Origin of the sequence: Pseudomonas taeanensis MS-3 (genome assembly GCF_000498575.2) — a bacterium.
GTDB classification, from domain to species: domain Bacteria; phylum Pseudomonadota; class Gammaproteobacteria; order Pseudomonadales; family Pseudomonadaceae; genus Aquipseudomonas; species Aquipseudomonas taeanensis.
Window position 1 is genome coordinate 823299 of the sequence record NZ_AWSQ01000002.1, and the last position, 15001, is coordinate 838299.

12 protein-coding genes and 4 tRNA genes are annotated in these 15001 nt (G+C 61.1%); 13 read left to right on the forward strand and 3 right to left on the reverse strand.

All coding sequences use genetic code 11. The annotated features are described in order from the left end of the window. Positions 1-123: 123 nt before the first annotated feature. The 8 genes from TMS3_RS11915 (at position 124) to TMS3_RS11950 (ending at position 4235) form a co-directional block, all read left to right on the forward strand. A tRNA-Ala gene (locus TMS3_RS11915) sits at positions 124-199 on the forward strand. A 64-nt stretch (positions 200-263) separates the two neighbouring features. Next, positions 264-339, forward strand: a tRNA-Glu gene (locus TMS3_RS11920). Positions 340-390: 51 nt separating this feature from the next. Next, a tRNA-Ala gene (locus tag TMS3_RS11925) sits at positions 391-466 on the forward strand. 77 nt (positions 467-543) lie between these two features. Continuing rightward, positions 544-619 (forward strand) — tRNA-Glu (locus TMS3_RS11930). 173 nt (positions 620-792) lie between these two features. Further along, complete coding sequence (locus TMS3_RS11935) at positions 793-1332, forward strand: TetR/AcrR family transcriptional regulator (RefSeq protein WP_025165508.1); 540 nt, start codon at positions 793-795, stop codon at positions 1330-1332. Positions 1333-1343: 11 nt separating this feature from the next. Continuing rightward, positions 1344-2183, forward strand: coding sequence for an alpha/beta fold hydrolase (locus TMS3_RS11940; protein WP_025165509.1), 840 nt, complete (start codon positions 1344-1346; stop codon positions 2181-2183). Between the two features lie 426 nt (positions 2184-2609). Then, positions 2610-3059: an acyl-CoA thioesterase gene (locus TMS3_RS11945; protein WP_025165510.1), complete on the forward strand. Its 450-nt coding sequence runs from the start codon at positions 2610-2612 to the stop codon at positions 3057-3059. 192 nt (positions 3060-3251) lie between these two features. Beyond that, on the forward strand, positions 3252-4235 hold the full coding sequence (locus TMS3_RS11950) for a tRNA dihydrouridine synthase (RefSeq protein ID WP_025165511.1): 984 nt from the start codon (positions 3252-3254) through the stop codon (positions 4233-4235). 82 nt (positions 4236-4317) lie between these two features. Here the strand turns inward: TMS3_RS11950 and TMS3_RS11955 are convergent, their stop codons facing one another. After that, complete coding sequence (locus TMS3_RS11955) at positions 4318-5064, reverse strand: SDR family oxidoreductase (RefSeq protein WP_025165512.1); 747 nt, start codon at positions 5062-5064, stop codon at positions 4318-4320. Positions 5065-5191: 127 nt separating this feature from the next. Here TMS3_RS11955 and TMS3_RS11960 point away from each other — a divergent pair, with 127 nt between their 5' ends. Next, positions 5192-5638 carry an Hsp20 family protein gene (locus TMS3_RS11960; RefSeq protein ID WP_025165513.1) on the forward strand — a complete coding sequence of 149 codons (447 nt, stop codon included), beginning with the start codon at positions 5192-5194 and terminating at the stop codon, positions 5636-5638. A gap of 56 nt (positions 5639-5694) precedes the next feature. On the opposite strand, the gene TMS3_RS11965 is transcribed toward TMS3_RS11960, so the two are convergent. Then, complete coding sequence (locus TMS3_RS11965; RefSeq protein ID WP_025165514.1) at positions 5695-9372, reverse strand: PAS domain S-box protein; 3678 nt, start codon at positions 9370-9372, stop codon at positions 5695-5697. Between the two features lie 91 nt (positions 9373-9463). Continuing rightward, the gene (locus tag TMS3_RS11970; protein WP_025165515.1) at positions 9464-10369 is read right to left on the reverse strand and encodes a LysR family transcriptional regulator; all 906 of its coding nucleotides are present in this window, start codon (positions 10367-10369) and stop codon (positions 9464-9466) included. Between the two features lie 132 nt (positions 10370-10501). On the opposite strand from TMS3_RS11970, the gene leuC reads away from it, so the two are divergent. The 4 genes from leuC to asd are packed head-to-tail and all read left to right on the forward strand — an operon-like array spanning position 10502 to position 14854. After that, positions 10502-11929 carry a 3-isopropylmalate dehydratase large subunit gene (gene leuC, locus TMS3_RS11975; protein WP_025165516.1) on the forward strand — a complete coding sequence of 476 codons (1428 nt, stop codon included), beginning with the start codon at positions 10502-10504 and terminating at the stop codon, positions 11927-11929. An 11-nt stretch (positions 11930-11940) separates the two neighbouring features. Beyond that, positions 11941-12585, forward strand: a complete 645-nt coding sequence (leuD, locus tag TMS3_RS11980; protein ID WP_025165517.1) for a 3-isopropylmalate dehydratase small subunit — start codon at positions 11941-11943, stop codon at positions 12583-12585. 16 nt (positions 12586-12601) lie between these two features. Beyond that, positions 12602-13684 carry a 3-isopropylmalate dehydrogenase gene (leuB, locus tag TMS3_RS11985; RefSeq protein ID WP_025165518.1) on the forward strand — a complete coding sequence of 361 codons (1083 nt, stop codon included), beginning with the start codon at positions 12602-12604 and terminating at the stop codon, positions 13682-13684. Positions 13685-13741: 57 nt separating this feature from the next. Further along, a complete protein-coding gene (gene asd, locus TMS3_RS11990) occupies positions 13742-14854 on the forward strand; it encodes an aspartate-semialdehyde dehydrogenase (protein ID WP_025165519.1) in 1113 nt (370 codons plus the stop codon). Positions 14855-15001 lie beyond the last annotated feature (147 nt).

Below are 15001 nucleotides of genomic sequence, written 5' to 3' on the forward strand. Positions count from 1 at the left end.
GCCCGGTCTGTTCCGCCGGGGCGGGTAAGTGATTGTTCTATCAGCATAAAAAATATAGGCCTAACGAAAAATAATGTTGACAGGGGAGGGGCGCGCTTTTAACATGCGCCCCGTCCTTGAGATGGGGCTATAGCTCAGCTGGGAGAGCGCTTGCATGGCATGCAAGAGGTCGACGGTTCGATCCCGTCTAGCTCCACCATCTTCAAAGCCGAAAGGCTTGCCACAATCAGCTCTCGAAGCTGGTTGAGTTGTAGAAGGGTTACGTCCCCTTCGTCTAGTGGCCTAGGACACCGCCCTTTCACGGCGGTAACAGGGGTTCGAGTCCCCTAGGGGACGCCAGTTTCAAAAAGCGGTGCTGGTATGGGCTGTGAGCCGAGAGGCGATAAATCCGGGGGTATAGCTCAGCTGGGAGAGCGCTTGCATGGCATGCAAGAGGTCAACGGTTCGATCCCGTTTATCTCCACCAATTTAGCGGTTCACAATCTGATGATTTGCTAACTGCCACGGGCCAGCGTAAAGCTGGCCTTGTTTTTCGAAGGTTTCGTCCCCTTCGTCTAGTGGCCTAGGACACCGCCCTTTCACGGCGGTAACAGGGGTTCGAGTCCCCTAGGGGACGCCATTTTTACCCGTTTACGGGTTTTTGAAGGGTCATTCTTAACGGAATGGCCCTTTTGTTTTTTCTGCTTCCCCATTTCCTGATAAGAGTTCAGCCGACCAGTGGTAGGTATATCTGCTTGCTTAAATTTATTACGAGCATAATATTTCAGTCGTAATATTTATCCGGAGGCGAGCATGAACGACAAGAAGGCGCAAACCCGTGCGCGGATTCTAAGTGCGGCCAGTTCGGCGTTGGTTCAGCGCGGTCCGGCCGAGCCGAGCGTCGGCGAGGTGATGGGGGCTGCCGGGCTGACGGTGGGCGGCTTCTATGCGCACTTCGAGAGCAAGGATGCCTTGATGCTGGAGGCGTTCAGGCAGCTTCTCGGTCGGCGCCGAGAGTTGATGGAGCAGTTGGATGGCGATTTGCCGGCAAGCGAGCGGCGGGCGCTGATGGCTGCGTTCTATCTATCGCGCAAGCACCGTGATGCCACCGAGCAGGGCTGTCCGCTGCCCAGCTCATTGAGCGAGCTGGTACGGCTGCCCGAAGCGTTTCGCACGGCCTTGGCCGAGCACCTGGAGTTGATGGTGGCGGAGTTGGCAGCGAGTCCGGAGGAGGCCCCCAGCGTGCTCGCCGATATTGCATTGATGGTCGGTGGTCTGGCGCTGGCGCGGGCGCTGGGGCCCGGTGAGTTGTCTGACCGTGTTCTGCGTGCTGCCAAGTCGGCAATCGTTTGAGGAGTATGGCAATGAGCAGCTTGAACTGGGTTCGTGGATTCAACGCCACCGTCGGCTGGGTGGCCCCTCATGCGGTGGCGAGCAAGATGCGCCGCGAGTTTATGACGCCGCGGACGTTGCCGCCGCGTGACTGGGAGCTGCCGCTGCTGGCCAGGTCGGAGCGGGTTACGCTGCGCTTCGGGCTTTCGGCCTTACGCTGGGGCAGTGGCCCGACCGTGCTGCTGATGCATGGTTGGGAGGGGCGGCCGACGCAGTTTGCCGGGCTGATCGATGCACTGGTGCAGGCCGGTTACGGGGTGATCGCGCTGGACGCCCCGGCGCATGGCCATTCGCCGGGGCGTGAGGCGAATGTGGTGCTATTCGCTCGCGCTCTGCTCGAGGCTGCCGCTGAGTTGCCGCCGCTCAAGGCAGTGATCGGGCATTCGATGGGAGGTGCCAGTGCATTGTTAGCCACTCAGTTGGGGTTGCGCGCCGAGGCTGTGGTCAGCATTGCCGCGCCGAGTCGGATACTCACCATGTTGCGGCGTTTTGCCCGCTACATGGGGTTGCCGGAACAGGCGAGAGCACAGTTCATTCGCCTGGTCGAGGAGAAGGCCGGGATGCCGGCCGGGCAACTCGATGTCGCGCGTTATCAGTTGGATTTCCCAGGGTTGATCGTGCATGCCGTGGATGATCTGGTAGTGCCGTTCAGTGAGGCCGAGGCAATTCATGAGGCCTGGTTCGATAGCCAGCTGTTGCGGGTAGAAACTGGTGGACATCGAAAGATCCTGGCCGACCCGAGTCTGCAGCAGGCTGTGCTGCAACTGCTCGCAGAACTGCGTCATGCTCCACTGAGTGCGGTGGCTTCCTAGCTGTTCGCTTGATTGTGTCCGGTGCAGCCGTTTCGTACTGTCCGGGTCGGCGCCAATGCTGCTACTAAGGCCCAGGCTGAGATGCTAATCGTCCAGGGGGCTGCCTGGGGGCGCTTCTGCTCGCATGGTTGCGGCGCTCCTGTATCGACCGGGCAAGGGCAATATCGACATGAAACCTTGCTGCATCTGCACGTCAACGCCAGCCTGGAGTTACTCAGTGGTTACGGCCTAGAATCGTCCGCGCGCAGTACTTTGCCGCGGATTATTCGAGGTTTCAGGGGCGCGTGCCTGAGCCTGACAACGCAGGCGTACAATAGATGCATTCGCTTAGGCCGGTCGGCATGAGTGCCTGTCCGAGCTTGGGTTCGGATTTGCCTGTCGGTTGTGCAATCCCGCGGGTTGGTATGCAGTTTGGAGCAATCAGGAATGAGTTGGGATCTTGCTAATCCATTCGTCATCGACCTCAGTGTCAGTGCCGATGACATCGATGGTCTGGGTCACGCCAATAACGCGGTGTATGTCAGTTGGCTGGAGCGCTGCGCCTGGCGGCATTCGCAATACCTGGGGCTGGACTTGGCTGAGTATCGCCGGCTCGATCGCGCCATGGCGGTGCTTCGGCATGAGATCGACTATCTGGCCAGTGCCTATGAGGATCAGGAGCTGCAAATGGCCACCTGGATCGTCGAGTCCGATCAGCGCCTGAAAATGGATCGGCGGTTCCAGCTGGTGCGCCCGGAGGATGGCATGACCTTGCTGCGCGCCAAGACCACCTTCGTCTGCATCGAGTTGTCCAGCGGCAAGCCCAAGCGCATGCCGACCGAGTTCATCGAAGGTTACGGGCCCGCCCTGCAACCGCCGTTTCCGATGGAGCTCTAGTCCGACAGCAGGAGGTGAAGCAGCGCGTTGGTGTTGAATACCTCCCGCTATCCTTGGTGTGTCCGTGGCCTGCTAAGCGGCCTGTGCATGAGTGCGCCTTGATCGCAGCAGTGTGCGCCAGGCTCGTGCCGAGGATTTCATCCGCAGCGCTGCACCGCGTACACTACGCGCCGTTTTTTCGAGAGTTTAGCTATGCAGATTGCCCTGGCACCTATGGAGGGTTTGGTCGACGAGATCCTCCGTGATGTGCTGACGCGGGTAGGTGGTATCGACTGGTGCGTGACCGAATTTATCCGGGTGACCGAGCGGGTGCAGCCGGCTGCTACCTACCAGAAACTCGCCCCGGAACTGTTCAGCTCAGCGCAGACGGCGGCCGGGACGCCACTGCGCGTGCAGTTTCTCGGTTCCGACCCGCAATGCCTGGCGGATAACGCGGCGTTTGCCTGCACCCTCGGCGCGCCGGTGATCGACCTCAACTTCGGCTGCCCGGCCAAGACTGTGAACAAGTCACGCGGTGGCGCGGTGCTGCTGAAAGAGCCGGAGTTGCTGCATGCCATCGTGCGTGAAGTGCGGCGCACGGTGCCGGCCGCCATTCCGGTCACCGCCAAGATGCGTCTGGGCTTCGATCATAAGGACTATGCCCTGGAGTGTGCGCAGGCCTTGGCCGAGGGCGGCGCCGGGCAACTTGTGGTGCACGCGCGGACCAAAGTCGAGGGCTACAAGCCGCCGGCGCACTGGGAGTGGGTGGCGCGGGTGCAAGACGCGGTCAAGGTGCCGGTGTTCGCCAATGGCGAGATATGGAGTCTGGACGACTGGCGGCGCTGCCGTGAAGTCAGTGGCGTCGAGGACATCATGCTTGGGCGTGGCCTGGTGGCACGCCCGGATCTGGCCCGGCAGATTGCCGCGGCGCGGGCCGGGCAGTCAGTCGCCGAGATGGGCTGGGCCGAGTTTCAGCCCTTGCTCGCCGATTTCTGGTTGCAGGCCCGGCGCAAGATATCGCCGCGTTATGCTCCGGGACGCTTGAAGCAATGGCTGGCAATGCTGACCCGCAGTTACCCGCAGGCGGTCGAGTTGTTCGGCCTGCTACGGCGAGAAAACGATTGCAGCCGTATCGATGCCCTGCTCGGCGTCGAGGTTCCGGTTCGCCCGGGCCGAGAACAGTTGGCTATCGCCTAAATACGGCTCTAGTTGCAGGCTGCAGGCCTTCAAGGTTGCATGCGCAAACTACTGGCGCCGCGCTCGGCGGCCGTGAGTAGGTTCAGCGCCCGCCGCTGACATCCAGCAGCGCGCCGCTGGTGTAGGAGGCGTGCTCGCTGGCTAGCCAGAGAATCGCCTGAGCGACTTCCTCGGCGCGCCCGCCGCGCCCCATGGGGACGCTCTGGCTGACCCGCGCCACCCGTGCGGGCTCACCGCCACTGGCGTGGATCTCGGTGTCGATCACACCGGGGCGTACCGCATTGACCCGAATCCCTTCTGCCGCAACTTCCTTGGCCAGCCCCAGGGTCAGGCTGTCGATGGCGCCCTTGGCCGCCGCGTAGTCGATATATTCATGCGGGGCGCCCAGGCGAGCGGCAACCGACGACAGGTTGACGATGACCCCGCCGCGTCCGCCATGCCGAGTCGACATGCGTTTCACCGCTTCGCGGGCGCAGAAGAAACTGCCGAATACATTGGCGCCGAACACTCGCTGCAGGCGCGCGCCGTCCATTTGCTCCAGGCACATCTGTGGTTCCAGCATACCGGCGTTGTTGACCAGTACATCGAGGCGGCCGAAGTGTTGGTCGAGGGTGGCGAATAGGTGCTGCACCTGAAGTTCGTCGGCCACATCGGCCTGCACCGCCATGGCGAGGCCGCCGGCGTCGACGATTTCCGCAGCCAGGGCCTCGGCTGTTTGCCGTTGCTGGCGGTAGTTAAGGCACAGGGCGTAGCCCTGGGCGGCGGCCAGCCTGGCGGTGGCGGCACCGATGCCGCGGCTGGCCCCGGTGATCAGCATGACTTTGTCCATCGACCTCTTCCTGTAAGCAAGTTTTTCAGGCGCTTGAAATCTTCTCGGCTAACCACATGTTCAGTCATGCGGGACGCCGAAGTCGGGTCTCGCGATGAACCACTCGCTGCAATTCAGGAGACTACCCATGAGCACTGCATTTTCCATGACCCCGCTGTTCCGCCAGTCGGTTGGCTTCGATCGCTTCAATGACCTGTTTGAGTCGGCGATGCGCAACGAGTCCGGCAGCAGCTACCCGCCGTATAACGTCGAGAAGCACGCCGATGACCAGTACCGTATTGTCATCGCTGCTGCCGGCTTCCAGGAGGACGACCTGGAGCTTCATGTGGAGCGCGGCGTATTGACCATCAGCGGAGGCAAGCACGATAACGGCGCAGAAAACGTGACCTACCTATATCAGGGCATTGCCCGGCGAGCATTCAAACTGTCATTCCGCTTGGCCGACCATATTGAAGTCAAGGCTGCCAGTCTGGTCAATGGCCTGCTTAATATCGATCTGCTACGCATCGTTCCAGAAGAGGCCAAGGCCAAGCGCATCCCGATCACGGGGCTGCGGCCGGCGCCGGTGAGCTAAGCGCGGGCGTTGAGCATAGCTAAGCATTCAGGGCGCCAAAAGGCGCCCTGAATGCTTTATGCGTTGAGCAGGCGCTGCCGAGTATGCGCCAGCAGGGCGCGGAACTCGGGGAGTGGCAAGGGTTTGCTGAACAGGTAGCCCTGATATTGGTGGCAACCTTGTAGCTCGAGAAAATCCAGTTGGTCCTGTTGCTCGACCCCTTCGGCGATCATCTCCAGGTCGAGGCTGCGCGCCATGGCGATGATGGCGCGAATGATCTCCGCATCGTTAGGGTCGCAGGTGGCGTCGCGGACGAACGACTGGTCGATTTTCAGCACGTCCACCGGCAGGCGCTTGAGGTAGGTCAGCGAGGAGTAGCCGGTGCCGAAGTCGTCCATCGCGAAGCTGACGCCGATGCGCTTGAGGCGATTCATCTTGGCGATGGTGTCTTCGATATTCTGAATCACGATGCCTTCGGTGATTTCCAGCTTGAGCATGGACTTGGGCATTTTGCTATTGCGCAGGCTGCTTTCCACGCGTTCAGCAAGGTCGTTCTGGCGGAACTGTCGCGGGCTGATGTTCACGCACAGACTGAAGTCCTGCTCGTTGATCAGGTTCTCATCGAGCAGCTGCGCGCAGACGTGGCAAGCCTCGGCAAGCACCCAGCCGCCAACTTCGAGAATCAGCCCGCTTTCTTCCAGTACGTGGATGAACAGCGCCGGTGATTGGGCGCCGAGGAGCGGGTGTTGCCAGCGCAACAGCGCTTCGGCACCGATAATCTTGCCAGTGCGGGCATCCACTTGTGGCTGGAAATACAACTCGAATTCGCCGCGAGCGAGTGCCAGGCGCAGGTCGTTTTCCAGGCGCAGGCGCTCGCTGGCGGCTTCCTGCATGGTGCTGCGAAATAACTGAATGGTATTGCGACCCGAGTCCTTGGCGCGGTACAGGGCAATATCGGCGCGCTTGAGCAGGTCGGCGGGGGTGCTGCCATGGTCGGGAATCAAGGCGATGCCAATGCTCGGCGTGACTTGCAGGCGATGGCCGTCCAGCAGCATCGGCTCGGCGAGCAGATGGCGCAGTTTCTCCGCCACCTTGCGGGCCTGGCGAGTGACTTCCGAGCGTTTGCCTTCCAGGCCCGAGAGCAGTACCACGAACTCGTCGCCGCCGAGGCGGGCGACGGTGTCTTCCTGGCGTACGCTGGCCTCCAGGCGGGCGGTCACCAGCTTGAGTACGGTGTCACCGACCGGGTGACCCAGCGAGTCGTTGATGTGCTTGAAATGGTCGAGGTCGAGGAACAGCAGGGCGCCGCGCAGTTCGTGGCGTTTCAGCAGGGCAATCTGCTGAGTCAGGCGGTCCATCAGCAGGGCGCGATTGGGCAGGTTGGTCAGCGAATCGTGATAGGCCAGGTGTTGGATCTGCGCCTGGGCCTCCTTTAACTGGCTGATGTCACGGGCGGTCAGCAGCAGGCAGTCGATGCCGTCCAGGTCGATTGGCTCGACCGAAACCTCAACCGTCTTGAGCCTGCCGTCTCGGTGCCTGCCGAGCATTTCCCGGTGCAGTACGCGGCCTTCGCGCTGGAGCTGCTCGATCATTTCCTGACGCTGCCCGGGATTGGCCCAGACATTCATGTCCAGGGCTGTGCGGCCTATGACCTCTTCCTGGCGGTAGCCGGTGAGGCGGCAGAAGCCTTCATTGACTTCGATATAGCGGGCGCTGTCGCGTTCGGTGATGGTGATGGCGTCGGGGCTGGAGTGGAAGGCCTTGGCGAATTTCTCCTGGCTGGCCTTGAGTGCGGTCTCGGCCCGCTGGTGCTCGGTGATGTCGCGAAAGGTGGAGGTGATGCACAGCTGGCGGTCGACGCGGATAAACCGGCTGGACACCACGCACGTCAGCTCCTGGCCGCTGCGGGTGAGAAAGTGCACGACCTCATTATTCAGGCCCTGGTCGCGGGTGAGCTTGTCGAACAACTGCCGACGCTGTTCGCTATCGACCCAGAACCCTACATCCGGGCCGCTGCGGCCGACGATGTCCTGTGGTTGCCAGCCAAAGGTTTTGCTGAAACTGGGGTTGATCTCAATGAACACGCCGTCACGGATGCGCGAGACGCAAATCGGCTCGGGGCTGGCCTGAAACAGGGTCGAAAATTTCTCTTCCGAGGCTGCCAGGCGCTGTTCGCGCTGAACCCGCTCGCTGATGTCCATGAGCACGCCGGTCATGCGCAGGAGTTCACCCTGAGCGTCGCGGTAGAGTTTGGCGGTGCTTTCCAGGTAATGGATTTCGCCGTTGGCGAAGCGCGAGCGGTAGGTGACCTGGTAAACCTGCTGGCGACCTTCGAGCAGTTCTCGATAGGCCCTGCGCATGAGCCGTTGATCTTCCTCGGGGACGTAGTGGAAGAATTTGCCGAAATCGCCGTGGTAGGGCTCCGCCGGGAGGCCGTGGAGGGTCGCGGCGCGCTCCGAGCCATAGAGTGTGTCGCTGGGAATGTGCCAGTCCCAGGTGCCCAGGTTGGCCGAGTCCAGGGCCAGGGTCAGGCGTTCCTGGCTTTCCTTCAGGGCCTGTTCCTGGATGCGTTGCTGGGTGATGTTGCGCACCGTCAAGACCAGGCAGGGGCGGCCGTCCAGTTCGATCTCGCCGCCAAACAGCAGGTTGTTGCTGACACTGCCGTCACGGCTGTGCAGGCGCACTTCCAGTTGGTTCAAACGGTCGTGCTGCAACGCATCGAGCATGCGCTGACGGTCATCCTGGTCAGCCCAGATGCCCATCTCCAGCGAGGTGCGGCCCAGGGTTTCGGCATTGCTCCAGCCGAACTGGCGGACGAAACTGGGATTGACCTCGATAAAGCGTCCGCTGGCTTTGTCGGTGATCACCACTGCGTCGGGCGTGTGCAGGAAGGCCTGGGAGAATTTGTCTTCGCTGCTGCTCAAGGCCATTTCTGCGCGCTTGCGCTCACTGGTGTCGAGAAACGTGGTCAGCAGAAAGGCTTCTCCGTCCAGATCGATGTATTGGCTGGACAGCATGCCGTCGAGAACCTGCCCGTCGCGTGTGCGCAGTTGCACCTCCTGAACTACCGGATCGTGGCTGGTCGATGCATTGAGGCGCAGAAAGTCGCGTTGCCCGTTATCTACCCAGAGTTCCAGTTCGAGGGTCGAGCGACCGATGACTTCGGCTGCCGACCAACCGAAAGTGCTTTCGAAGTGCTGGTTGGCCTCGGTGATGACACTGTCGGCGAAGCGTACCAACAACACCGCGTCCGGGCTCAGCTGGAACAGGTTGGTGAAGCGCTGTTGAGAGTTGTGCAACGCCTGCTCGCGCTCCTGTTGTGCGGTGATGTCGCGAATGACCCCCATTACCTGCCGCTTGCCGTCGGCGTCCTGTTGCAGGCTGCCGCTGATTTCTATCCAGTGCAGGCTGGCATCCGGCCAGCGAATGCGATGGCGAAAGGCGCGTGTGCTTGGGTTGCCGTCCAGTACCTGCTGGAACAGTCGCAGCACTTCACTACGCTCCTCCTGCGGAATCAGCTCGATATAGTCGATCCGGGTGTGCAGGGGCTGTTTCGGGTCGAGGCCGAACAGCGCTTGCGCACCCCGTGACCAGCTGACCCGGCCGCTTTCGACGTCCCAGTACCAGGCGCCAAGGTGTGCTCCGTTCAGCGCCGCCAGCAGGCGCGGGGCGTCGTCCCAGGCTTTTTCGAATTCGACTGGATCAAGTGCCGGAACGTGCGGCAGTGGCGGTTGCCGGTCACTGGGGTTGGCCATGGGCGGCTCTTCTACTGGGCGATGATGCGTGGGTGTTTGCGGCGTTTTGAGCGTGCTGGGGCATGCGGAGCCTTTCTTATAGTTATGTGGCTCACGTTAGCCTTTGCGCAGGCGCCTGCGCAAGGCTGTCGCGTTGAGCGTCGAGGAGCTGCATGAAAGCTCGCGCGGCATTCGACAGGGTGCGTTCTGTATGCAGGATATAGCCCAACTGTCGAGACAGCTGAATGCCGGGCAGTGGCAGTCGCGCGACCTGCTCGTCGAGCATGGTACGTGGCAGTACGCTCCAGGCCAGGCCAATCGACACCATCATCTTGATGGTCTCCAGGTAGTTGGTGCTCATGGCGATATTCGGCACCAGCCCTTGTGCTTCGAACAGGCGCCGAACGATGTGATGGGTAAAGGTGTTGCCGCCAGGAAACACCGCCGGATGGTGCGCCACATCGGCCAGGCTCACCTCGCCATTGCTGGCCAGAGGGTGTTCGGGGGCGGCAACGAAGTCGAGCGGGTCGTCCCATACCGGCACCGCGCGGACCGGCTCGCGGGTTTCCGGGGCCAGGGTGATCACCGCCAGCTCGGCCCGGCCGTGGAGGATTTCGTCGTAGGCCACTTCCGAGTCGAGGAACTGGATGTCCAGCGCTACCTGCGGATGAGCGCGGGTGAAGGCCCTGAGCAGAGGAGGGAGTCGGTGCAGGCCGATATGGTGACTGGTGGCCAGCGTCAGGCGGCCGCTGATTTCGCCGGTTAGGTTGGTCAGGGCGCGCCGGGTATCCTCCAGCACATTGAGTATCTGATAGGCCCGTGGTAGCAGGGCGCGACCGGCTTCGGTCAGGCTGACTTCGCGCCCCAGACGGTCGAACAGGCGCACGCTTAGCTGGTGTTCCAGGCTGGCAATTCGTTTGCTCACCGCGGGCTGGGTCAGGTGCAGGCGTTCGCCAGCCTCGGAGAAGCTGCCAGTCTCGGCGATGGCAATAAAAGCATTGAGCGCAGCCAGGTCCATTAGTATTCCTTTGGGTTATCCAATGGATGAAAAATATGAATTTGAGTAATTTAATGCAAGCCCATAGGATCATCCCATAAGCCGAAGGGCTATTCGCCTGGGCATAGAAATACGCTGACGAGGGATCCGCTGATGGCCGGCAAAACGCTGTACGACAAGCTTTGGGATATGCATGAGGTGAAGCGTCGCGACGATGGTTCGTCGCTGATCTATATCGACCGCCATATCCTCCACGAAGTGACCTCGCCCCAGGCGTTTGAAGGTTTGCGCCTGGCTGGGCGCAAGCCATGGCGGATCGACGCGAATATCGCCACGCCGGATCACAACGTGCCGACCACCAAGGCCGAGCGTCAGGGTGGGCTGGAGTCCATCGCCGATGAAGTGTCACGTATTCAGGTGATGACCCTGGATGAGAACTGCGATGAATTTGGCATTCTCGAATTCAAGATGAATGATTTGCGCCAGGGCATCGTTCATGTGGTCGGCCCGGAGCAGGGCGCCACTCTGCCGGGCATGACCGTGGTCTGTGGCGACTCGCACACTTCCACCCACGGCGCGTTCGGCGCCCTTGCCCACGGCATCGGCACCTCCGAGGTCGAGCATGTGCTCGCCACCCAGTGCCTGGTCGCCAAGAAGATGAAGAACATGCAGGTGCGGGTCGAGGGTACGCTGCCCTTCGGCGTGACGGCCAAGGACATCGTGCTCGCGGTAATCGGCAAGATTGGTACCGCCGGTGGTAATGGCCACGCCCTGGAGTTTGCCGGCAGCGCGATCCGCGATTTGTCGCTGGAAGGGCGCATGACCATCTGCAACATGTCGATCGAGGCGGGCGCCCGGGTCGGCTTGGTTGCTGTTGACGAGAAGACCATCGAGTACGTCAAGGGTCGTCCGTTTGCACCAAAAGGCGAGCAGTGGCCGCAGGCGGTAACGCAGTGGCGCGGCCTGGTTTCCGATGCCGATGCCCACTTTGACACCGTGATCGAGTTACGCGCCGAAGATATCAAACCGCAAGTCAGCTGGGGCACCTCGCCGGAAATGGTCCTTGCGGTCGACCAGAACGTGCCGGACCCTGCGGCTGAGGCCGACCCGGTCAAGCGCGACTCGATCATTCGCGCACTCAAGTACATGGGCTTGGCCGCCAATCAGCCAATCACCGATATCCAGCTCGATCGCGTGTTTATCGGTTCCTGCACCAACTCGCGCATCGAGGACCTGCGCGCCGCCGCCGAGGTGGCCAAGGGTCGCAAGGTGGCAGCGACAGTCAAACAGGCCATGGTAGTGCCGGGTTCGGGTTTGGTGAAACAGCAGGCGGAACAAGAAGGCCTGGACAAAATCTTCATCGAGGCTGGATTTGAATGGCGTGAGCCGGGTTGCTCCATGTGTCTGGCGATGAACCCAGACAAATTGGGCAGTGGCGAGCATTGCGCCTCCACCTCTAACCGTAATTTCGAAGGCCGTCAGGGTGCTGGCGGGCGCACCCATCTGGTCAGCCCGGCGATGGCGGCGGCAGCGGCGGTGACAGGCCGCTTTATCGACGTGCGTGAATTGACCCGGCCTTAAGGAGAGCGAAGATGAAAGCCTTTACCCAGCACACCGGGTTGGTCGCGCCGCTGGATCGCGCCAACGTCGATACCGATCAGATCATTCCCAAGCAGTTCCTGAAGTCGATCAAGCGTACCGGCTTCGGCCCGAACCTGTTCGACGAGTGGCGTTACCTGGATGTCGGTCAGCCGAATCAGGACTGCTCGACGCGCCCGCTTAACCAGGACTTCGTCCTGAATTTTCCGCGCTATCAGGGCGCCAGTGTGCTTCTGGCCCGGGAAAACTTCGGCTGTGGCTCCAGTCGCGAGCATGCGCCCTGGGCGCTGGAAGAGTATGGTTTTCGGGCGATTATCGCGCCGAGCTTCGCCGACATCTTCTATAACAACAGCTTCAAGAACGGCCTACTGCCGATCATTCTTGCGGAAAACGAGGTTGATCAGCTGTTTCAGCAGGCCGAGGCCAGTGAAGGCTATCAGTTGACCGTCGATTTGGCGGCGCAAACGGTGACCCGTCCGGACGGCACGCAGTACAGTTTCGAGGTGGATGCCTTCCGTAAGCACTGCCTGCTCAACGGCCTGGATGATATTGGCCTGACACTGCAGGATGCCGAGGCAATCAAGACCTTCGAGGCCAGCTACCAGCAGAGCAGCCCCTGGCTGTTCGGTGCGATCTAGTAATTAAGGACATTTCATGAGCAAGCAGATTCTGGTTCTCCCTGGCGACGGTATTGGCCCGGAAATCATGGCCGAGGCAGTCAAGGTGCTGCAGTTGGCCAACGACAAGTACAGCCTGGACATCGAGCTGTCGTTCGACGAACTGGGTGGAGCGGCCTACGACAAGTACGGTGTGCCGCTGGCCGACGCGACCCTCGAGCGTGCCCGCGCTGCCGATGCGATCCTGCTCGGAGCGGTCGGCGGGCCCAAGTGGGATACGATCGAGCCGGCCCTGAGACCGGAGCGCGGCTTGCTGAAGATTCGCTCGCAGCTGGGGCTGTTCGCCAACTTGCGCCCGGCTATCCTCTATCCGCAGTTGGCCGATGCGTCCTCGCTGAAGCCGGAAGTAGTCGCCGGCCTGGATATCCTCATCGTGCGCGAGTTGACCGGCGGCATCTATTTCGGCCAACCGCGCGAAAGCAAGGTGCTGGAGAATGGCGAGCGCATGGCCTACGACACCCTGCCGTACAGCGAGAGCGAGATCCGTCGCATCGCGCAGGTCGGCTTCGACATGGCTCGCGTACGCAACAAGAAACTGTGCTCGGTGGACAAGGCCAACGTGCTGGCCTCCAGCCAGCTGTGGCGCGCCGTGGTCGAAGAAGTGGCCAAGGATTACCCGGACGTCGCAGTGAGCCACATGTACGTCGACAACGCGGCGATGCAGCTGGTGCGCGCGCCCAAGCAGTTCGATGTGATGGTCACCGACAACATGTTCGGCGACATTCTGTCGGATGAGGCTTCCATGCTGACCGGTTCCATTGGCATGCTGCCCTCGGCCTCCTTGGATGCCAACAACAAGGGCATGTATGAGCCGTGTCATGGTTCGGCTCCGGATATTGCCGGGCAGGGCATCGCCAACCCGTTGGCGACCATCCTCTCGGTGTCGATGCTACTGCGTTACAGCTTCAATCTGAGCCAGGCGGCCGACGCTATCGAAACGGCTGTCAGCAAGGTGCTGGACCAGGGCTTGCGTACGGGTGATATCCACTCTGCTGGCATGACCAGGGTCGGCACTGCGGCCATGGGTGACGCGGTAGTCGAAGCGCTGCGTAGTCTGTAACTTTTTTGGGTTTGCCGGGGAACGTTCCGGCGCCCTGTTTATATAGGTGTAGTGGTTATGAAGCGTGTAGGTCTGATCGGATGGCGTGGCATGGTAGGTTCCGTGCTGATGCAGCGCATGTTGGAGGAGCAGGATTTCGATTTAATCGAGCCTGTGTTCTTCACCACGTCTAACGTGGGTGGCCAGGGTCCCGCGATTGGCAAGGACATTGCCCCGCTGAAGGACGCCTACAGCATCGAAGAGCTGAAAGGCCTGGACGTGATTCTCACCTGTCAGGGCGGCGACTACACCAGTGAAGTCTTCCCCAAGCTGCGCGAAGCGGGCTGGAAGGGTTACTGGATTGATGCGGCATCCTCGTTGCGCATGAACGATGACGCAGTGATTGTTCTTGACCCGGTCAACCGCAAGGTAATTGATCAGCAGTTGGACGCCGGGACCAAGAACTACATCGGTGGCAACTGTACCGTCAGCCTGATGTTGATGGGCTTGGGCGGTCTCTACGAAGCCGGTCTGGTCGAGTGGATGAGTGCCATGACCTACCAGGCAGCCAGTGGCGCGGGCGCGCAGAACATGCGAGAGCTGATCAAGCAGATGGGCTCGATCAACGCCTCGGTCGCCGATGAGCTGGCTGATCCGGCCAGCGCCATCCTGGATATCGACCGCAAGGTGGCCGAAGCCATGCGCGGCGAAAACTTCCCGGTGGATAACTTCGGCGTGCCCCTGGCCGGTAGCCTGATTCCTTATATCGACAAGGAGTTGCCGAATGGGCAGAGCCGTGAAGAGTGGAAGGCCCAGGCGGAAACCAACAAGATTCTAGGTCGCTTCAAGAGCCCGATTCCAGTGGACGGCCTCTGTGTGCGCATCGGCGCCATGCGCTGCCACAGTCAGGCACTGACCATCAAATTGAACAAGGACGTGCCGCTGTCCGACATTGAAGGTCTGATCAGTCAGCACAACCCGTGGGTGAAACTGGTGCCGAATCAGCGCGAAGTCAGCATCCGCGAACTGAGTCCAACGGCGGTGACGGGTACCTTGAGTGTGCCGGTTGGTCGTTTGCGCAAGCTGAACATGGGGTCGCAATATTTGGGCGCGTTCACGGTGGGTGATCAGTTGCTGTGGGGGGCTGCTGAGCCTTTGCGTCGTATGCTGCGGATTTTGTTGGAGCGTTGATGCTCGGCGCCGGCCCGCTTCAGCGGGTCGTTCGAGTCGTGAGATAGGAGCGAGCTTTGTTCGCGGTCGGCCCACAAACCGACCGCCTGCAGGCTCGCTCCTATGCATTTGTAAGCCCCATCTATACAGTGCGGGACTTATTTCGTC